Source organism: Mesorhizobium sp. CO1-1-8, assembly GCF_020164875.1.
GTDB lineage: Bacteria > Pseudomonadota > Alphaproteobacteria > Rhizobiales > Rhizobiaceae > Mesorhizobium.
In genome coordinates, this window is the sequence record NZ_JAIUGZ010000002.1 from 32983 (window position 1) to 51771 (window position 18789).

Sequence of the window (18789 nt, forward strand, 5' to 3'; positions counted from 1 at the left end):
TCAAAGGTAAGTTCCTGGCGCCGAACCATCAGCGTGCCGGAATGTTCCTCCGCCCATCGAAAAATTCGCGAGACTGCATGGATCGAAGCTGCATTCGATGCGTTGCCGCACGGCATGCATTGGAAACCGATCGATGATCGTCTACGGCGACCACAAGCAGACGCAGAAAGCACAACAGCTTCGCGAAGCAGCAAGCGAAATGGCCGAAAACCTGGGTCGGATGTCTCATGGCGTCCAACGCCATGCTGCATTGGTCGGACTGTTCATCAGCGTGTCGGAACTGGTTCAGGCGCTTGCCGATGTCGATTTCGAAACCAGCGGCATCGACATCTTTTCGACGCGACAACAGCAAGGCGCCAGGTTGCTGGTCGGACTTGCGGCAGAGGTGGCGAAGTCGTGGCGAAGTGGTTTCGGCGTCGGCGGTGGCATCGATCCGGGACTTCTCGAACTGCTCGCCGGGCTCGACTGCCAGGCCGAGGTTCTGACCGGCTCTGCCGAGGGTTATGCGCATTATGCGCTTTATCCCGAAAGCTATTTGGACGCGGCGCGGAAGTCGGGTCTCGATGCGAACACATGCGTGATCGGCGTCCGCAGCATTGGCCTTGGGCTGGCAGCTATGGTGGCGGCCGCGATTGGCGCGCCGGCGCCATTCAGCGTTCGCCCGATCGGTCATCCTTTCCGCCGGCATGTCAACGCCGATCCGCGGTCGATCTCTACCTGGAAGAACAATCCATCGGCGCGTTTCGCGGTTGTCGACGAGGGTCCCGGCCTGTCCGGCAGTTCGATGCATGCCGTGGTCGTGTGGCTGCGTCAACTGGGCATCGATACGGACCGTGTTCACCTGTTTCCCAGCCATTCAGGCGGCCCGGGCACCGAAGCGTCGCGGGAGGCTCGGGAGACGTGGTCGCGCTGTCCCAAACATGTGGCGACGGCGTTTGACTGCACCTTCTCCGAAAGCTCGAAAATTCCCACGCTGCGCGATTGGGTGGCCGAGGCGGTCGGCAGGCCGGAATTAAGCCTGACCGAACTGTCTGGTGGCGAGTGGCGGGCCGCCCACTACGCCGAGGAAGGGCGCTGGCCGCCGAGCTCACGCGGTACCGAGCGGCGTAAATTCCTTGCGTCCGCCGGGCGTGACCGCTGGCTCGTCAAATTTGCCGGCCTCGGCGAAACCGGACTGCGCAAGAAACGAGCCGCGGCGATGTTGCATGAAGCCGGGTTCGGATCGCAAGTTGCAGCGCTTTGCCATGGCTTTCTGGTTGAACGGTGGATTGACGGCACCACGATGGATCAGGCGCCGCTGCCCAGGGGAAGAATGATCGCGGAGTTCACAAATTACCTGGCCTGGCGTGCGCTTAATCTTCGAACTTGCGAACCAGGTGCATCATTGCTCGCGCTTGCGGAAATGGCTGTTTCTAACGCGTCGGAAGCCTTGGGCGAGAAACGCGCAGCGACCTTGCGCGGTTGGCTCTCGAAACAGAACCCCGCGAGCGTGCTGCAGCGGGTTGAAACCGACGGGAAGCTCCAACCGTGGGAGTTTCTCGTTCGTGCCGACGGCAGGGTGCTCAAGACAGATGCTGTTGACCATTGCCGGGCACACGATTTGATCGGCTGCCAGCCAATAGAGTGGGACATTGCCGGCGCCCGTGTCGAGTATGGACTATCCGACAGCGATGTGAGGGCCTTGGTCGAGGGAATGCAGCTTGCCATCGACAATGGCCACATCGCCTTTTTCGAACCGTGCTATTTGGCATTTCAGCTCGGGGTGTGGAGCACGGCTGCGCAATCCGAAAATGGCCGGGAAAAAGCAAGGTTGGCCGCAACGGCCGACCAATATAGGATGCGGCTGATACACTTCCTGGACGAATGCCAGGTATGATCGTTCCGATCAGTCCAGCCTTCGCAGCATGTCTGCTTCCTGCTCGAGAATACTGGCCACTTCCTCCCGCTGCAGATGCGTCATCATCAGGCTGACGCAGCACTCGAGATAGGTGATAGAGGCGCGCCGCAGATAGGCAGCCGTCTCACGCTCGGCCAACTGGTCGATCTCCCTCGCGGGTCGCTTGGGTCGCATTAGGATGCTCCGTATCGGGTCCTACTGCCAAACCACAAGCTTGGGCGGATGTTCCGCGCGATCTCGGGAAAGGTTTCGGCGGCCGTCTCGCATCACGCCGGAAGGTTCTGCAGCCCGCCGGATGCTGGTCTCGCTCTTTTGGCAAAGCCTGTCATCTGATCGCCGATGCGACTGCCTTCAAGTGCCGCGAAATAATCGATCGTCAGCTTAAGCCCTTCGTTGAGGGGCACCTTCGGCGTCCAGCCGAGCAGCGCTTTTGCACGCGAAATATCAGGCTGCCTGCGCCGAGGATCGTCTTGCGGCAGCGGCAGAAATCTCAGATCCGATTTGGTGCCGGTCATCGCCTTCACCAACGCCGCCAGTCGCACGATGGTGAATTCTCCGGGATTGCCCAGATTGACCGGCTTGCCCGGATTGGGATCGATATCCATCAGGCGCCTCAATCCATCGATCTGATCGGAGACATAGCAGAAGGATCGCGTCTGCAAGCCGTCGCCGAAGATCGTCAGAGGACGTTTCTCAAGCGCCTGCATGATCAGGTTCGAGACGATGCGGCCGTCCGCCGGATCCATTCTCGGACCGTAGGTGTTGAAGATGCGTGCCACGCGGACGTCGGCTTTGCGGGCTCTCAGATAGTCGAAGCAAAGCGTTTCGGCGGTGCGCTTGCCCTCGTCGTAGCAGGCGCGTGGGCCGGTGCAGTTCACATGGCCAACATAGTCCTCCCTCTGGGGATGTTGCTCCGGATCGCCATACACCTCGCTCGTCGAGGCCTGTAGCAGCCGCGCGTCATTGCGGACCGCGAGTTCTAGCAGGTTGAGCGTTCCGATCACGCAGGTTCGCGTGGTGTGTATCGGGTCGGCCTGGTAACGCGGCGGCGAGGCAGCGCATGCCAGGTTGTAGATACGATCCACGGGCTCGCCGAGATCCAACGGCCGGCAGATATCCTGCTCGATCAAACGGAAATCGGGGTGGTCCATGATCGAGATGATGTTCTCCATGCGTCCAGTCAGGAAATTGTCGGCGCAGATCACGCGCCAGCCGTCGCGGAGCAATGCTTCGCAAAGATGCGAACCGAGGAATCCCGCACCGCCGGCAACAAGCACTGCCTTTGCCCTTTGCGCGTTTCTTTTTTGTCGCATCGTCGTTTTCTCCTGTATGCCGGTCATGCTGCGCTTCCGATGTCGAAATGGAGGGCCGCCGCCCTTGGCTGTGTCAACGCCGCCACGAATTCGCGGGCCCTGGCAGCACCGGTGTGGGATGCGAGGACGCGTTCGCGGGCTTGGCTGGCCATGGCGAGGCGTGTGCGCTCGGACTCGCCGAAGAGGATCTCGACGACATCGTCCGTTTCCCCGGCGGTGTGGATCACCGATGCGGGAAAGAAGCTGTCGAGCCCTGGCCAGCGATCGCTGATAACCGGCGTGCCACAAGCAGCCGCTTCGAACAGGCGGACACTGGGCGACCACCCGGCAGCGATCATGGAACTGCGTGTGACGTTCAGCGTGTAGCGCTGACGGCTATAGAACGCGGCATGATCGGCCGGCGGCAAATGTTCGATGCGTTCGACATTGTCCGGCCAGATGATGTCGGATGGGTATTGCGAGCCGGCTACGACGAAACGGCGGTCCGGCATATCCCGTGCGGGCTCAAGCAGCAGCGCGTTCAGCGTTGCCTGCCGGTCCGCACTGTAGGTGCCGAGATAGCCGAGATCCCAGCGGATCGGATCACCGGTCCGGTGGTGCCGTTCGGGGTCGACCGAGCAGTAGAGCGGTTCGGCGCGGCGCGCGCCGAAGTCCTTCACCAGACGGCCAAGCATCGGCCCGCCGGTGAACGAGAAGTAGACATCGAAATACGGAATTTGCCGCCAGCTCAGATAGTCGCAATCATTGGCCGCAAGCTGCGCCACGGTCACCGGCGTGTCGATGTCGTAGAAGCAGAAGCGCCCTCTGCAAAGTGAAGCGACGATGTCGATGACCACACGCCCTTCCGGCACGAAGGAGCCGATGACGACGATGTCGGCCTGATCCAGGCACCGGGCGTAGTCGCGTTGCAACTCCGCTGTGGTTTCGTAGTAGCGCAAGGCGCAGAAATCCGGATCGCGCAGATCGCGGTGGTTGGCGTACCACGGCACGTCGCGCTCCAGAAAGGTCACGCGGTGGCCGAGTTCGTGCAGACCTTTGAGCAGGCCTCGAAACGTCGTGGCGTGGCCGTTTCCCCAGGAGGAGGACAGCGACAGGCCGAGAAAGACGATGTCCAATTGCTTGGTCATTCCGCTGCCTCCACGGTCCCCTGCTCGAAATGACGTTTGAAGACGGCATCGGCCACGTCCGCCCGCAACGCGTAGGTATGGTCGGCCAGCACGCGGCAAAGTGCGGCCTGGCCGATTGCTTTTGCGCGACTGGAGGTCAGCGTGCGCATGATCTCGGCGACATCGCCGCCGTCGCGTGCCACCAGGATCTCCTCGCCTGGTTTCAGGAACAGTTCCACGCCCAGCCATGCGTCCGTGATGAGGCAGGCACCGGCGCCGGCCGCCTCGAAGACACGGGTGGCCGGTGAAAAACCGTTTAGGGCCATGCTGTCGCGGCTGATGTTCAGCACCGCCATGGGTGTGACGTTGAAGGCATTATGATCGCGGGTGCCAACGTGACCGAGCCAGCCGACATTGGCGGGAAGCGGCTTGTCTCCCCAGCCCGATCCACCGAGCAGAAAACGTTTTTTCGGCAGCTGGGTTGCGGGATCGAGGAAGAACGCTCCGACACGTGCCTCACGATCCGGCAGCCTGTTGCCGAGGAACGCCAGATCGCAAGCGAAACGCGCATTGCTGGTGACCGGGTGATGCGTTTGGGGATCGAGCGCATTGTAGATCGGCACGCATTCGTTCGCGCCCATGGCACGGTAGGCCCAGACGACGGGGTCGCCGCCGCCATAGGTCAGCACAAGGTCGATTTCTTGCAGGGCGCTATGGAGCGGATGGTCCGGTTCGTCGCGCAGCTGGGCAAGGGTGGCTGGAGCGTCCACGTCCCAGAATACCACCAGCGCGTCGCTGCGGGCGTGGTCGAGGACGGCCCGCAGCAGCGCCTCGTCCTCGAAACCGACACCACTCGCCTTGACGACGATGTCGGCGCTGGCGGCACGTGCCGCCACCTGCATCAGCGCGTGCTGGGTCGCTTCATAAACGACCACAGTGCACCAGTCAGGGGCCTCGATGTCGCGGTTCTTCTGGCGGTCGTAGACGTCGGGCTCATAGAAGGTGATTTCGTAGCCCAATTGGGCAAGCGCCTTCAGCAACCCGCGATAGTAAGTTGCGGCACCGTTCCAGTAGGATGACAAGAGGCTCGATCCATAGAATGCCATCTTCATGCGGCGGCTTCCTTTGCGGTGGTCTTGTTGATGGTTTGTTCGGTTGTGCATTCCTTGAGCACCCCGAACAACTCGTCGACGCGGTGCCGGCAGGTGTGCCGCGAGCGGATGGTCTCGAGACCCGAAGTCATCAGGGAAGCCGCGAAATCCGCATCGGCCAATACCGCCCGCAGGTGTTGCCGCATTTGCGAGCCATTCTGGGCAAACAGGAAGTCGACGCCGGGCCTGAACAGCTGCTCGACATCGGACCATGGTGCTGAAATCAGCGGAATGCCGCAGGCGAGCGCCTCGAACATGCGGATTGTCGGAATTCCGGGCAAACCCTCACGATATGGGCGCCGTGGAATGTGGACGGTGACACGATGCGCGGCGAACGCCTTCGGCACGTCGGCATTGGCGATCCATCCATCATAGCGCAGTCCGGCGGTGGCCAGATCCGCAAGTGCGGGCTTGGGATAACGGACGCCGTGGACAGTGGCCTCGAGACCGAGAACGTGTACCGGCTCGAGTAGAAACTCCTTGAGTTCGGCAGTCCGCTCATCGTCGCCCCAGTTTCCAATCCAGACCAGATCGGACATGGGGTGGATCTCCGGGTGCGGCTTGAACAGGCGATCGTCCGCGGCTTCATGCCATGTGAAGACGCGCTTGCCCCATCCGGCGCGCAGGTAGCTCTCGCGCAAGGCCTCGCCAAAGGCGAGAACGCCGTCATAGTGCTCCAACCGCAGCGCCGAGATTGCCTCGGTCGCCGATACGGCCCGGTGGTGGGTGTCATGAAACAGAAGGATGAAGTTGCCGCCAGCGGCCCGGGCACGGCCGATGCGTGCGACAAGCTCCGGATCCGTCCACTCATGAACGATCACAACGTCGGCCTCAGCGATCCAGGCTTCGTGATCGAACCCGGCATCGTAGGTGACCGGCATCAACTCAGGGAAATCCTTGCGGAAGCGTTCGATGGCGAAGGATCCCTTCTCGGCCAGCAGGTTCGAACGGCTCCAGCCGTCCGCCGGTTCCAGCGCGACTGCCTGGTGCTGGCGCGCAACCAGGTCCCGCATGATACCGCGCAGGAAATGGGCATTGCCATGGTTCCAGTCGGAAACGACCGAGTGGGTGTAGAACAGAAAGCGCATGGTCAGCGCCCCGCCATGGCTAGGGCCGCCTTGTCGTAGACGCCTCGCATGGCCGCCGCTTGCCTGGCCAGTGTAAACCGGCGGCTCCGTCGCATGGCTGCCTGGCCGAGCTCCCGCCTGAATTCGGCGTCGCTGGAGAGACGATTGAGGCAGGCCGCGAGGTCGTGCGGATTGCGCGCGTCAAAGAACGTCGCGGCTCCGTCCCATAGTTCGCGATAGGTTGCGATGTCGGAAAGCACCAGGGGCGTCGCCGACATGGCAGCTTCCAGCGCGGCCAGACCAAATGGCTCATAGATTGATGGCGACACGAAAATGCCGGCGCGCGCCATCAAGGAGCGCACCTCGTGAAACGGCAGTGCTCCCAGAGGAACAGCATGGCTGAAGCTGGTACGCCCGCCGTTCGGACCGTGCATCGAACCGGCGACAAAGACGGGCCATTGCGTCAGCGACGCAGCTTGGTCGACCACCGCCGCATTCTTGCCCTCGTCCCACCAGCGGGCCGCGGCGAAGACGAGCGGTTGACGCTTTTCGGCATTCGGGACGGGACGAGCGCCATTTCCAACAACATGCAGGCGCGCGATCGGGCCATAGCAGGTCTCAAGCATGTCGGCATGGCTGCGGCTCGGCACGATGACTGCGTCGGCCCGATCCAAGCCGCGCCTGTTACGCTCCTTCTGCCAGGCCCATGCGCCATCCACCGCCTGGTTCCTGACGGCGTGGAACCATGTCGTCACGCAGGAATGGGAGACCACCACGGTTGGGCACGGCGCATCGAATCCTGCTGCCTGCGTCGGCGCGTTGAAATGGACAAGGTCGATGGCGTGGTCGCGCATGGGCGCAAGCAATTCCCGCGGCAGTGTGTCGAGGTCGCCGCCGTTGCGGGTCATCCAATCCGGCGGCGTGTTCAACCAGATCAGCGTCGTGAAAGCCTCCGCCTCCTCGGCCTGCTGCCTCGACGGTTGCGGACCGAGGCCGGCAAGCACCACACTGTCGCCGCCGCTCACAAGTTCCCGTGCCAGATCAAGCGCATAGCGCCATACGCCGCCCACGGCATCGACGGTCATCAGGATGCGCCGCGAGCGCGGCGTCAGTGTCCGCAACATGTCGCCTCCAGTTCCGCCAGCGGCCGCGGCCGCCTCTCCTGGATGTCACTGAATTTCTGGAAGGATGCGAGGTAGTGGTCATGGGCCCGCTCCCAGGCAAGGTCGTCGGGTTCGCCCCACAGCTCGCGGTAGCTGGGCGAACTCGGATACGGGTAAAGCGGCACAGGTTCGTTGGCCCATACGCCGTGGTCGATCAGGTGGGTTCGCCAGTGCTCGACCAGGGCGGGATCATCCTCGACCACGCCGATCAGATTGGCCTGGACAAACGGAACGTGACGTCTGGCATCGACGAGCAGCGCGGCGAGTTCCTCGGTGCCCAGCCGGCAGCGCTTGGCCAGCATCGCCCGGCCTTCAACGGTCAGGCTTTCGAGACCGGCTTCAATTGAGACGCAGCCTGCGGCGCCCAGCAATTCCAGCAGCTCGGGCTTCCACAGATCGATGCGGGTCTGTACGCCAAATTTCACATCGCGATCGACCAAGGCTTCCAGCAACGCTTTTTGTGGCAGGAAGATTTCGTCGATGAAGTAGATGTAGCCGACACCTTGGGCAATCAGCCGATCGATCTCCGCTACCACCGCTTCGAGGTTTCGACGGCGATAGGCGTCACGGAAATCGATCTTGGCGCAGAAGCTGCAATTGTAGGGACAGCCGCGCGATGCCTCGACTTCCGCACCGAACCCGACCTGATTGTCATCGAACCTGTGATGGTGGTGCGAATGGGCTGCGATCCAGTCCGCTGGCCATTCGAGTGGGGGATGATCGGCAAACGAGCTGGCGTGGACGCCGCCGTTCGAAACCACCTTGGCATCCCGAAGATAGGCGGTTGAGGGCACCGCGCTCCAATCGTCGCGCCGGGCAAGTTGCTCGACGACTTCTTCGCACTCGCCGCGCACGACGATGTCGACGCCGAGCTTGCGCAATGTCGGCGCCGGCGTCGCCGAGCCGTGCGGCCCGACCGCGACCGTGCGTCCGCCGCGCCCGGCGAGACGGTTGAGGAAATCGGCCGGCACACGCAATTCCGGCGGCGCGCAGCGCCAGAACAGATAGGTCGGGGCGGTACTGACGACGGTCATCGCCGGGGCGAAATCAGCCACCCGCTCGCAGAGACCGGAATTGTCGAGCTTCTGCAACTGCCCATCCAGCATCAGCACCTCATGTCCGGCGCCTTCGAGCAGGGCCTTCGAATAGCCGAGTTCCAGCGGCAGATGCGGTTGGCGGCAGCCGAAATAAATGCTGTCCTCATACGTCCAGGACGGGTTTACCAGGGCGATTTTCATGCGACGTACCTCACGGCTTGCGGGCGAGGCTCGAGCCGATGGCGCTGCAGCCAGTCGGCGAGATCGCGGACGCCTTCGCGCCATGAGACATTGGCCCTCCAGCCAAGCGCGGTTTTGATCTTCCGGGTGTCGGCGACGAAAAAGGGCTGGTCGCCGGTGCGTTCGCTATCATGGCGGATTGAAAGCTCATGACCGGTCAGGCTACGGATCTCGCTCAACAGCCTGCGCAGGCTGAGCGCATTTTTCGGGCCGCCGCCAAGATTGAATGCCTGGCCTTTGGTGGTCTCGATGCGATCGAGCACGGCCCTGTAGGCGGCGACGGCATCGGAGACATGCAGGATATCGCGCACTTGCCTGCCGTCGCCGTAAATGGTGATGGGGCGCCCCGTCAGCGCGCTGAGCAGGAAGTGCGCGACCCAGCCCTGGTCCTCGGTTCCGAACTGGCGCGGTCCATAGATGCAGCTCATCCGCAGCACCGCCGTCGGCATGCCGTAGGATTTGGCATAGTCGAGCGCATACTGATCCGCCGCGCCTTTGGAGCAACCGTAGGGCGTGCAGAAGTTCAGGCTCCGAGCCTCATCGATGCCGTTCGCCTCGATGACGCTGTCGCACGGCACATAGCGATCGCCGTCCTCGCGCACCGCGACGTCGGGCAGGCTGCCATAGACCTTGTTGGTGCTGGCGAAGATCACCGGGATACGCTCGCCGCTCAGTCGCGCCGCCTCCAGAACGTTGAACGTTCCTCGAAGGTTGATGTCGAAATCCTCGCCCGGCTGGACCAGGCTTGTGGTGACGGCGGTTTGCGCGGCCAGATGGAAGATCGCCTTCGAACTCATCAGAGCCGGCGCCAAGGCGTTGGCGTCCCGCACATCGATCGTCTCCACCGTGAGGCGACCGCCGTGTTTTTGCGCCAGCCATTCAAGGTTCTGCTCGACACCCGGACGGCTGAGATTGTCGATCACCAGCACCGGTTCGCCATCCGACAGCAGGCTGTCGGCGAGGTTCGATCCTATGAAGCCGCTGCCGCCGACGATGGCGACCGGCGCGTCGCGTCGATTGCGTGTGTTCATGACACCAGCCCGCGTTCTTCGAGCTCGCGCTTCATGTCGGCGCCGCGGTCGACGGCGGACGTGTTACGCACCCAGGAAACGAAATCTCCGAGCGAATTCTCCAGTTGCTGCACCGGCTCGAAACCGAGCAGCTCACGGGCCTTGGAAATATCGGCGAAGCAGTTGCGGATATCGCCCGAGCGCGCTTTGCCGAGCAGTTCCGGCGAGCGGTTCGGTGTCCCCATGGCCTCGGCCAGCAGTCGCGCGACTTCGCTGATTGCATAGGCTCGGCCGCTGCCGATGTTGATGACATGACCCTTTGCCTGGCGTTGCTGCAGCGCAAGGCGAAAGGCGCGGGCGACGTCATGCACATGGACGAAATCGCGCTTCTGTTCGCCATCCTCGAAGATCATTGGCCGTTGGCCGTTGGCGAGACGCGAGGCGAAGTTGGCAAGCACGCCGGTATAGGGATTGGATAACGCCTGGCCGGCGCCGAAGACATTGAACAGGCGCAGCGCGACCGCATCGATGCCATAGGCCTCGCCGAAGATCAGCACGGCGCGCTCCTGGGCGTATTTTGTCAGCGCATAGATGGAGGCGAGATCGACCGGCTTTTCTTCGTCCGTCGGCAGCGGCGAGAGGGCGTCTCCCGCTGGCGACAGCGGGTCCCATTGCCCGCTCCTGATGTCGCTCGCCTTGCGCCGAGCATTGTCGACACGCCGGCCGTCGGACGTGGCATAGAGTCCCTCGCCGTAGACACTCATCGACGAGGCGACGACAATGCGCTCGACCGGGTGTTTGATCAGCGCCTCAAGCAGCGTTGCGGTGCCGAGATCGTTGCAGCCGACATAACGCGCGATCTCGTACATCGATTGTCCGACGCCGACTTCCGCCGCCAGATGAATGACCGCGTCAATCCCTTCGAGCGCACTGGCGACCGCCTCCCGATCGCGGACGTCACCCTTGATCAGTTCGGTCCCGGCGGGAAGCGCGACGGCTTCGCCTGCATGCACCTGCTCCAGCAGCGCATCGAGGATGCGAACCGAATAACCCTGCTCGACGAGTTCCTGTGCGACATGCCGGCCGATGAAGCCGCAGCCTCCTGTAACCAATATGCGTTTCACGACGACTCCTCAAACAAGTAACCTCGGCGCCCCGAACTTTTCGGCAAAAGGTTTGTTCCCTTGCTTCAACAAAGTTCCTTTGCCCGGCTTCGTTGGGAGCTGGCGCATCGCGATCACCGCGCGGTGCTGGAACATTGGCGCCCTTGTGCTGTTAGGACGCCCGACGGCCTGCGTATCCCATGTGGCAACGCCGATGATCAAAGGAGATTTCAATGTCTCAGTCGAAAACGACCACCAACCACGACGAAATTCGCAAATGGGCCGAGGAGCGGGATGGCCGGCCGGCAGTGGTGCGCACCAAAGGCGAGGGCGGCATCCTGCGGATCGACTTCGGCGAGCCCGAGGAAGCATTCGAGCCCGTCGAATGGGACGAGTTCTTCCGGATATTCGACGAGAATGATCTGGCCTTTCTGTATCAGGCCAAGACCGGTGAGGGAAAAGCCAGCCGTTTCAACAAATTCGTCGAGCGCCATCGGAAGGACTGATGACGCAGGCCCAGGCGACTGATCGGTCGACACGCCTTCCGGCCATTTTTCGAGATGGGGTGAACAATCGATGGTCCCGCGGCTTAGCACTTCAGCCTGAGAATGCCTTGGGAGGCTAAACTAATGCATCAGTTTTGCGCCGCGGGTTTTTGCCATCTCCCGCATGATGCCGTTGAGCCAGCTTTCAGTGGATTGACCAAGCTGTCTGCGGTCGACAGCCCGGATTGCTTGCTCGAGCGTCCGCTCGACGAGCCGATCCGATGCGTCGACGTCTCCCAGCAAAAGGCGCGCCGCAAGTCGCAGCTTGGGCAAAAGCGCGAAGATGTCGTCGGACGGATCCGGCACGGGGGTCGCCAACCCAGGTGCCTGCGGGGGAAAGAGCGCGTTGAACACCGCCTGGCTGCCCGAGGATTTCCGCAAATTGCTGGCGTAGCGGAGATGATCGGGAATGGCGATGTCGTCATCGCCGCTGAAGAACACGAAGGGGACACCCCGACGCATCAACTCATCGGCGATCGGAAACACGCGTCGGCCATTGAGATTGACGTCGAGGATTGCAGCTTCGGCCGCCCCGGTGTGTTTGGATGCCTGTTCGACGGTTGCAGCCGGACCGAGGATAATGGCGCCCATATTGCTGAAAAACCGCGCAAGGTCTCCCGCCATCGTCCATTCGTCTTCGACTATCAGAATATGCAGCCCCCGCAGGTCGCGCACGTCGTCATCCTTTCTTGGAACGGAGGTTAGAGTGCAGCGGATTTGCTTTCCGGATTCTGTCATCCAAGGCCGCCTGCAACAGTTTCGCAAGCGTCACCATGCGATCCGGGACGGCCCCCGCATGGGAATCTCCAAGCGATCCAGGCTCCCCTGATACCACCGGCGTCGGGAGTTTTATGTCAGCAGATCGTTTTGCCATTGAACCACCATTGATATCGGGTTCAACGTCGTCCCTGACGTCTTGTTCCATCCGTCTAGCGCGCTATATGGTTGTGTCCTGTTCGATCCGGCCTTGAGGCAACTTCATGTCGGGTCGGCGAAAGGGGGACATGCCGTGACTGCCCGATCGACTAGATTCCCCATCGTCGGCATCGGCGCGTCGGCGGGTGGCATTCCCGCGATGGAAGGCCTGTTCAAAGGCGTGACCAGCCAGCCTGGTATGGCTTTCATCATCATCACGCATCTCAGTCCCAAGCGCGAAAGCCTGTTGCACGAGGTTATCAGCCGCTACACCGACATGCCCGTCATTGTGGTCGAGGACGGCATGGTGGTTCAACCTGACCACGTCTATGTGATGCCGCAAAACGTGACATTGGTCATTGAATCGGGGGTGCTGCACATGCGCCGGCCCAATGGGCTTACCCAGGAGCGCAAGCCCGTCGATATCTTCTTCAGCGCATTGGGTGAAGACCAGGGCGAATATGCCGTTGGCGTCATCCTGTCGGGCGGCGACTCCGATGGAACCCTGGGCGCCAAGGCCATCAAGGAGCGGGGCGGGTTTATCGTCGCGCAAGCGCCGGACGGCTACGGGCCGCGCAATCCCGACATGCCGCAGAGCGCTATTGCCAGCGGACTCGTCGATGTCGCTGTGCCCGCGGAGGAGATCGGGGCGAAGCTGGAGGCTTTCGCCCGTGGCTTCGACCCGCTGGAAGGGCTGGCGGAAGAAGATGGCGACCATACGGCCGAAATCGATAAGGTGCGAGAACAGATATACGCCATTCTGCGCAGCCACTCCGGCCACGACTTCTCGGGCTACAAGACCAAGACATTCCTGCGCCGCGTGAAGCGGCGCATGCAGATCGCCCAGGTCCATTCCATCAGCGCTTATATAGACTGGCTGAAGAAGGATGCTCGGGAGGTGATGAACCTTTTTCGCGATCTGCTGATCAATGTCACCAACTTCTTTCGCGACCCCGATGCCTTCGAGTTGCTCGAGCGAAAGATCATACCGCAGCTGTTCGAAGGCAAGACCGCCAGCGACACCGTCAGGGTCTGGGTTCCCGGATGCGCCACGGGCGAGGAGGTGTTCTCCATTGGCATCCTGCTGCGCGAACACATGGAGAAGCTTACGGTCGTTCCGCGCGTCCAGATATTCGCCACCGACATAGACGAGCCGGCGCTGGCGGTGGCGCGGGCGGCACGCTATCCGGAAGCCTTGCTGCAAGGTCTTTCTCCCGAACGCAAACAGCGGTTTTTCAACGGCGATGGCGATAGCTATGTCATCAGCAATGCGATACGCGAATTGTGCATCTTCTCGCCGCACAGCGTCATTCGCGATCCACCCTTCTCGCGCATGGACCTGGTCTCCTGCCGCAATCTGCTGATCTATTTCGGCCCGATCATCCAAAACCGCGTCATCCCTGTCTTCCATTATGCGCTGAAGCCCGGCGGTTACCTTTTCCTCGGCACCTCCGAAAGCATCGGGCAGCACGAAGATCTGTTCGCCACCGTCGACAAGAAACATCGCATCTTCCATGCCCGGGAGCATGCCTCACCGCACATCAGACTGCCGGCCCTGATCGGGGAAAGCCATTCCACCGTCTTCCCATCCGAAAGCGCCGGCTCGAAGAAGGGACTTGTCGGCTATCCCCTGCGGCAGGCAGTGGAGGCGCAGGTGCTGGAACGGTTCGCGCCGCCGCATGTCCTGGTCAACGCCGATGGCGATGTCGTCTATTATTCGGCCAGGACCGGCAGATATCTCGAAGCGCCACAAGGGATTCCCAGCCGGCAGTTGCTGACGATGGCAAGGCGTGGGCTGCGGCTGGATCTCCGCGCCGCACTGCGCGAAGCGACGACCACGCGCCGCACAGTGGTGCGGGAAAACCTCACCGTGGAGGAAGACGACGAACGGGTCCAGCCGATCAGGCTGACGATCGAGCCGCTCGCCGAACGCGGCAACGGCGAGCCGCTTTACCTTGTCCTTTTCGAGCCGTCGGGCCCAACGCAGGCTCGCTCAGAGGAAGACGGCGGCAGCCGTGTCAGCGACAGCACCGCCGATCTCGAGCGGGAACTGCGCGATACCAGAGAACGCCTGCAGTCGACGATCGAGGAATACGAGACCGCGCTGGAGGAGGTGAAATCGTCGAACGAGGAACTCGTCTCCGTCAATGAGGAGGCGCAATCCACCAACGAGGAACTCGAAGCCTCGAAGGAGGAGATGCAGTCGCTCAACGAGGAGCTCAACACGATCAACGCCGAGTTGACGGCCAAGATAGAAGAGCTCGACCACGCCAACGGCGATCTGCGCAACCTGTTCGAAAGCACAGATATCGCGACCATTTTCCTCGACCGCAGCCTTGTGGTCCGCACCTTCACGCCGGCGGCGTCATCCTTCTTCAGCCTGCGTCCCTCCGATGTCGGCCGGCCGCTGACGGATTTGTCGAGCCAACTCGACTACCCAGGGTTGAAGCAGCACATCGACAAGGTGTTCGAGACAGGCGAGATCCTGAATCATCATCTGGCGCGTGATGCCAGGGGCCTCTTCCACATGGTCCGCATCAATCCCTATCGAGACAAAGGCAACAGGATCCAGGGCGTGGTGGTGACACTTGTCGATGTCACCACGCTGGCACAGGCGGAAGAGCATCAGCAGGTGCTCATCTCGGAACTCAATCACCGGGTCAAGAATATGCTTGCGGTGATCGCCAGCATTGTAAGCCGCACGCGGGAAAGTTCTGATACGAAGGAGGAGTTCGCGGATGCGCTGATCGGCCGCCTGCATGCCATGTCGCGGGCCTACGGCCTGCTGACCCGGGAGAGATGGAAGGAAGCCTCGGTCAGGGAATTGCTCCAGCAGGAACTCGAACCTTTCGGCATCGAGCGGGTTGAACTCGATGGCGAAGACGTGAAATTAGGTCCGCAACAGGGGCTTTCCCTCAGTATGGCCATTCATGAACTGGCCACCAACGCGGCCAAGTATGGCGCTTTGTCAAAAACCGACGGCAAGGTCTATGTGCAATGGTCGATCGAGGATGACAGTTTCACATTTGGCTGGCGAGAGAAGGACGGTCCTCTTGTCAAGGCCCCCTTGGACAACGGCTTTGGCCTGACCTTGTTACAAGGAGAAATCGGTTACAGGCTCGGCGGCCATGTCGAGACAGTGTTCCACAAGGAGGGCCTCAGCGTCCAGATCGCGTTTCCGGCAAACCACAAGGAGGCGCCGTGAGCGACGACAGGCCGCGCGTTCTGGTGGTCGAGGACGAATGGCTGATCGCCGAAGACGTCGCGTCACGCCTGCGCGCGGCGGGCTATCCGGTGATCGGCCCTGTCTCCTCGGTCGCCGCGGCTCGTCGGCTTATCGACGCAGGCAAAGTCGACGTGGCGCTGCTGGATATTCAATTGAACGGTGAAACAAGTCTGCCCATAGCTGAAACATTGCTGGCTCGCGGCATCCCCTTCGCCTTCATGACCGGATTTGGGCCGCGTGACGTTCCCGAACCCTTCCGAAACTGCAAATTCGTGCCGAAACCGGCAGGCGACGCTGCCCTTCTCGACACCCTGGCCGACCTGGCATCGCTTCGTCCCGACAAACACTTGTCGTGATTTCAAGAGAGGCCGGTTTCAGTCCAGGGGCTTGTCCGTCGGCCGAGGCGTGGTGCTCGCCTGACGCGGCCGTCCGGCGTTTCGATTGGCAACCGGATTGTCCAGCGGCGGGGCCGATGGCGGGGATGTGCCGGCGGTTTTCGGGGTCGGCGGCTTGGCACCGGCATTCGTGTCATCGGCATCCCGTCTCGGGTGCGGCAGGGCATCGGCGTTTGGAGACCGGACGCTGGGTTTCGATGTGGAATTCTCAGTGCTCATGGTGGCAGCTTTCTTCACAGCGGGCGACAGTCTCGCCGCCCTGAGTTTATTCTGCGGGTCAACCGCCGCCACGGTCGAAAGTTCCGGGTTCCCCAGTAGCGTCGGTGCCATCCCTGCGGAAAATTCGCGCAAGGTGAACCCCGCGCAAGATGCCGACGTCTCAGCCATGTGGTCGCATTACCACCTTGATGCAGCCATCCTGCTTGTCGCGGAACTTTTTATAGAGATCCGGTCCCGCTTCGAGGTCTGCCCTGTGCGTGATCACGAAGGAAGGATCGATGTCGCCGTTCTGCACCATGGCCAGGAGCGGTTCGAGATAGCGTTGCGTGTGCGTCTGGCCCATTCGGAAGGTCAGGCCCTTGTTCATGGCGGCGCCGAACGGGATATGGTCGAGGAGGCCGATATAGACGCCGGGTACCGAGATGGTGCCGCCTTTGCGGCATGAATAGATTGCTTCGCGAAGCACATGGGGCCTGTCGGTGCCGAGATAGACGGCAGCCTTAACCTTGTCGAGCATGGAGTCGGCACTGGCGCCGGGGTCGGACTCGGTACCGACACAGTCGATGCAGCGATCCGGACCGCGGCCATCGGTCATCGCCATCAAGGCGTCGTAGATATCGGAGTTGCTGAAGTCGAGCGTCTCGGCCTTGCCGTGCTCGCGAGCCATCGCCAGCCGCTCCGGCACCTTGTCTATGGCAATGACGCGGCCGGCGCCGAGCATCCATGCGCTCTGGATGGCGAACTGGCCGACTGGACCGCAGCCCCAGATAGCGACGGTATCGCCTGGTTCGATGCCTGCGTTTTCAGCCGCCATGTAGCCGGTCGGGAAGATGTCGGAGAGGAACAGCACCTGTTCATCGTCCATTCCCTCGGGCACCTTTATCGGACCGACATCGGCGAAAGGAACGCGCAAGTATTCGGCTTGCCCTCCCCAATAGCCGCCGACCAGATGCGAATAGCCGAACAGGCCAGCCGGGGATTGCCCCATCACTTCGGCAGCCTGTTTGGCATTGGGATTGGACCTGTCGCAAAGCGAGAACAACCCCTTCTGGCAAAACCAGCATTCGCCGCATGAGATGTTGAAAGGCACCACGATGCGGTCGCCCTTTCTGAACTTCGAATGGCCGCTGCCGACTTCGACGACCTCGCCCATCGTCTCGTGTCCGAGCACATCGCCCGATTCCATCGTCGGCATATATCCGTTCATCAGATGCAAGTCCGAGCCGCATATGGCGCAACAGGTGACTTTGATGATGACGTCACGATCATCCTCGATTGCGGGATCAGCCACCTGGTCGCATCGAATGTCGCCTTTGCCGTGCCACGTGAGCGCTTTCATGAAGGTGCTCCTGCCTTGGAGAAGGTCGGCGGAAGAGTCCGCCGACATTTGTGGTTTGCTTGAGGCCGAAGGTCAGTCTTTAGACGCCGAACCCGGCTCGGCCATCTTGCGGTGCTGTTCGGCCAGCGTGCCTGCCGGCGTCACATGCGCTGCGGTCACCTGCAGCTTGTTCTTCCAACCGCTGATGACCTGTTCCTCACCGTCCATCATCGCCTCGTAGCCGGCCTCGGCGACATCGGCGGGATTGTCCTTCTCGTCGGTCCCGACCTTGGTATCCATCATTTCGGCGCGTTCGAAGAACCGCGTCTGCGTTGCCCCGGGCATCAGCACGGTGACTGTGACTCCTGTGTCCTGCAGCTCATGACGCAGTGCGATCGAGAAGGAATCGATGAAAGCCTTGGTGCCATTGTAGACCGCCTGGAAAGTGCCGGGCATGAAACCAGCGATCGATCCTGTGAAGAGAATGCGGCCGCGGCCGCGGCGTGCCATCCTGGCTCCGAGTTGATGCGCGAGATAGACGGTCCCGGTGATGTTGGTGTCGATGATGCGGCGGACTTTTTTCCAATCCTGATCGACGAAACCACGGCCGAGCCCACGTCCGGCATTCAGGAACAACAGGTCGACATCGCGATCGCCGATCCCGGCGATCAAACGATCGACACCCTCCTCGGTCGCCAGATCGGCCTCGATGGCTTCGACAGTCACACCATGTGAGCCGAGCGCCTCGGCAGCCTGCTGGATCGCGGGTTCGTCGGCGGCTATGATCAGGTGGAAGCCGTCCTTGGCGCACAGTTTGGCGAGTTCCTTGCCAATGCCGCTTGAGGCGCCCGTCACCACGGCCAACTTTTCATTCGTCATCACGTCCTCCGAACCTCGCTTCGGCCGAACCACTATCGGGGCTGATTGTTCCGTGCGGCTTGATGCGCGGCCGTATGCGGGCTGGGACAACGATTTGCCCTTGAGTTCATCCGAGCCATGAACAGCGGCGCGTGGAGAGGTGGAACAACTCAGGTCGATGCGAGTTCGATGTCGGTGCAGCGTCGTTGCTCCCCTTTTGATGCTA

Annotated in this window: 16 protein-coding genes; 4 read left to right on the plus strand and 12 right to left on the minus strand. The window is 61.7% G+C overall.

Going from position 1 to position 18789, the window contains the following annotated elements; translation table 11 throughout:
* The first annotated feature begins 133 nt into the window (after positions 1 to 133).
* Positions 134 to 1876 (plus strand): hypothetical protein, encoded by a 1743-nt coding sequence (locus tag LB558_RS03590; protein WP_224696256.1) that lies wholly within the window; start codon positions 134 to 136, stop codon positions 1874 to 1876.
* A gap of 9 nt (positions 1877 to 1885) precedes the next feature.
* Here the strand turns inward: LB558_RS03590 and LB558_RS03595 are convergent, their stop codons facing one another.
* The 9 genes from LB558_RS03595 to LB558_RS03635 all read right to left on the minus strand — a co-directional run bounded on the left by LB558_RS03595 (position 1886) and on the right by LB558_RS03635 (position 11108).
* The gene (locus LB558_RS03595) at positions 1886 to 2071 is read right to left on the minus strand and encodes a hypothetical protein (protein WP_224696257.1); all 186 of its coding nucleotides are present in this window, start codon (positions 2069 to 2071) and stop codon (positions 1886 to 1888) included.
* A 92-nt stretch (positions 2072 to 2163) separates the two neighbouring features.
* Positions 2164 to 3210, minus strand: a complete 1047-nt coding sequence (locus tag LB558_RS03600) for a UDP-glucuronic acid decarboxylase family protein (RefSeq protein WP_224696258.1) — start codon at positions 3208 to 3210, stop codon at positions 2164 to 2166.
* A gap of 23 nt (positions 3211 to 3233) precedes the next feature.
* Complete coding sequence (locus LB558_RS03605) at positions 3234 to 4337, minus strand: glycosyltransferase (protein WP_224696259.1); 1104 nt, start codon at positions 4335 to 4337, stop codon at positions 3234 to 3236.
* Positions 4334 to 5428, minus strand: coding sequence for a glycosyltransferase (locus tag LB558_RS03610; protein WP_224696260.1), 1095 nt, complete (start codon positions 5426 to 5428; stop codon positions 4334 to 4336). The genes LB558_RS03605 and LB558_RS03610 overlap by 4 nt, the downstream gene beginning before the upstream one ends.
* Positions 5425 to 6555: a glycosyltransferase gene (locus LB558_RS03615; protein WP_224696261.1), complete on the minus strand. Its 1131-nt coding sequence runs from the start codon at positions 6553 to 6555 to the stop codon at positions 5425 to 5427. Before LB558_RS03615 ends, LB558_RS03610 begins: the two co-directional genes overlap by 4 nt.
* Before the next feature lie 2 nt (positions 6556 to 6557).
* Entirely contained in the window at positions 6558 to 7658 is a 1101-nt protein-coding gene (locus LB558_RS03620) for a glycosyltransferase family 4 protein (protein WP_224696262.1), read from the minus strand.
* A complete protein-coding gene (locus tag LB558_RS03625; RefSeq protein ID WP_224696263.1) occupies positions 7643 to 8935 on the minus strand; it encodes a TIGR04295 family B12-binding domain-containing radical SAM protein in 1293 nt (430 codons plus the stop codon). The genes LB558_RS03620 and LB558_RS03625 overlap by 16 nt, the downstream gene beginning before the upstream one ends.
* Positions 8932 to 10005 carry an NAD-dependent epimerase/dehydratase family protein gene (locus LB558_RS03630; protein WP_224696264.1) on the minus strand — a complete coding sequence of 358 codons (1074 nt, stop codon included), beginning with the start codon at positions 10003 to 10005 and terminating at the stop codon, positions 8932 to 8934. Before LB558_RS03630 ends, LB558_RS03625 begins: the two co-directional genes overlap by 4 nt.
* On the minus strand, positions 10002 to 11108 hold the full coding sequence (locus tag LB558_RS03635) for an NAD-dependent epimerase/dehydratase family protein (RefSeq protein ID WP_224696265.1): 1107 nt from the start codon (positions 11106 to 11108) through the stop codon (positions 10002 to 10004). The genes LB558_RS03630 and LB558_RS03635 overlap by 4 nt, the downstream gene beginning before the upstream one ends.
* 212 nt (positions 11109 to 11320) lie before the next feature.
* Between LB558_RS03635 and LB558_RS03640 the strand changes: the two genes are divergently transcribed.
* Positions 11321 to 11593, plus strand: a complete 273-nt coding sequence (locus tag LB558_RS03640; RefSeq protein WP_224696266.1) for a hypothetical protein — start codon at positions 11321 to 11323, stop codon at positions 11591 to 11593.
* A gap of 120 nt (positions 11594 to 11713) precedes the next feature.
* Here LB558_RS03640 and LB558_RS03645 read toward each other — a convergent pair whose 3' ends face one another.
* Positions 11714 to 12307 carry a response regulator gene (locus tag LB558_RS03645; RefSeq protein ID WP_224696267.1) on the minus strand — a complete coding sequence of 198 codons (594 nt, stop codon included), beginning with the start codon at positions 12305 to 12307 and terminating at the stop codon, positions 11714 to 11716.
* A gap of 334 nt (positions 12308 to 12641) precedes the next feature.
* Here LB558_RS03645 and LB558_RS03650 point away from each other — a divergent pair, with 334 nt between their 5' ends.
* Together LB558_RS03650 and LB558_RS03655 are read left to right on the plus strand one after the other, a co-directional pair.
* Positions 12642 to 15752, plus strand: a complete 3111-nt coding sequence (locus LB558_RS03650; protein ID WP_224696268.1) for a CheR family methyltransferase — start codon at positions 12642 to 12644, stop codon at positions 15750 to 15752.
* A complete protein-coding gene (locus LB558_RS03655) occupies positions 15749 to 16129 on the plus strand; it encodes a response regulator (RefSeq protein ID WP_224696269.1) in 381 nt (126 codons plus the stop codon). The genes LB558_RS03650 and LB558_RS03655 overlap by 4 nt, the downstream gene beginning before the upstream one ends.
* Positions 16130 to 16547: 418 nt before the next feature.
* Here LB558_RS03655 and LB558_RS03660 read toward each other — a convergent pair whose 3' ends face one another.
* Together LB558_RS03660 and LB558_RS03665 are read right to left on the minus strand one after the other, a co-directional pair.
* Positions 16548 to 17726, minus strand: a complete 1179-nt coding sequence (locus tag LB558_RS03660; RefSeq protein WP_224696270.1) for a zinc-dependent alcohol dehydrogenase — start codon at positions 17724 to 17726, stop codon at positions 16548 to 16550.
* Positions 17727 to 17798: 72 nt separating this feature from the next.
* Entirely contained in the window at positions 17799 to 18584 is a 786-nt protein-coding gene (locus LB558_RS03665) for an SDR family NAD(P)-dependent oxidoreductase (protein WP_224696271.1), read from the minus strand.
* Between the last annotated feature and the right edge of the window lie 205 nt (positions 18585 to 18789).

Excerpts from the sequence above, each read along its gene's own strand:
- LB558_RS03620 (WP_224696262.1), bottom strand. The coding sequence starts at position 7,658 with ATGTTGCGGACACTGACGCCGCGCTCGCGGCGCATCCTGATGACCGTC.
- LB558_RS03600 (WP_224696258.1), bottom strand. The coding sequence starts at position 3,210 with ATGCGACAAAAAAGAAACGCGCAAAGGGCAAAGGCAGTGCTTGTTGCC.
- LB558_RS03595 (WP_224696257.1), bottom strand. The coding sequence starts at position 2,071 with ATGCGACCCAAGCGACCCGCGAGGGAGATCGACCAGTTGGCCGAGCGT.
- LB558_RS03615 (WP_224696261.1), bottom strand. The coding sequence starts at position 6,555 with ATGCGCTTTCTGTTCTACACCCACTCGGTCGTTTCCGACTGGAACCAT.
- LB558_RS03625 (WP_224696263.1), bottom strand. The coding sequence starts at position 8,935 with ATGAAAATCGCCCTGGTAAACCCGTCCTGGACGTATGAGGACAGCATT.
- LB558_RS03665 (WP_224696271.1), bottom strand. The coding sequence starts at position 18,584 with ATGACGAATGAAAAGTTGGCCGTGGTGACGGGCGCCTCAAGCGGCATT.
- LB558_RS03630 (WP_224696264.1), bottom strand. The coding sequence starts at position 10,005 with ATGAACACACGCAATCGACGCGACGCGCCGGTCGCCATCGTCGGCGGC.
- LB558_RS03610 (WP_224696260.1), bottom strand. The coding sequence starts at position 5,428 with ATGAAGATGGCATTCTATGGATCGAGCCTCTTGTCATCCTACTGGAAC.
- LB558_RS03660 (WP_224696270.1), bottom strand. The coding sequence starts at position 17,726 with ATGAAAGCGCTCACGTGGCACGGCAAAGGCGACATTCGATGCGACCAG.
- LB558_RS03605 (WP_224696259.1), bottom strand. The coding sequence starts at position 4,337 with ATGACCAAGCAATTGGACATCGTCTTTCTCGGCCTGTCGCTGTCCTCC.
- LB558_RS03640 (WP_224696266.1), top strand. The coding sequence starts at position 11,321 with ATGTCTCAGTCGAAAACGACCACCAACCACGACGAAATTCGCAAATGG.
- LB558_RS03590 (WP_224696256.1), top strand. The coding sequence starts at position 134 with ATGATCGTCTACGGCGACCACAAGCAGACGCAGAAAGCACAACAGCTT.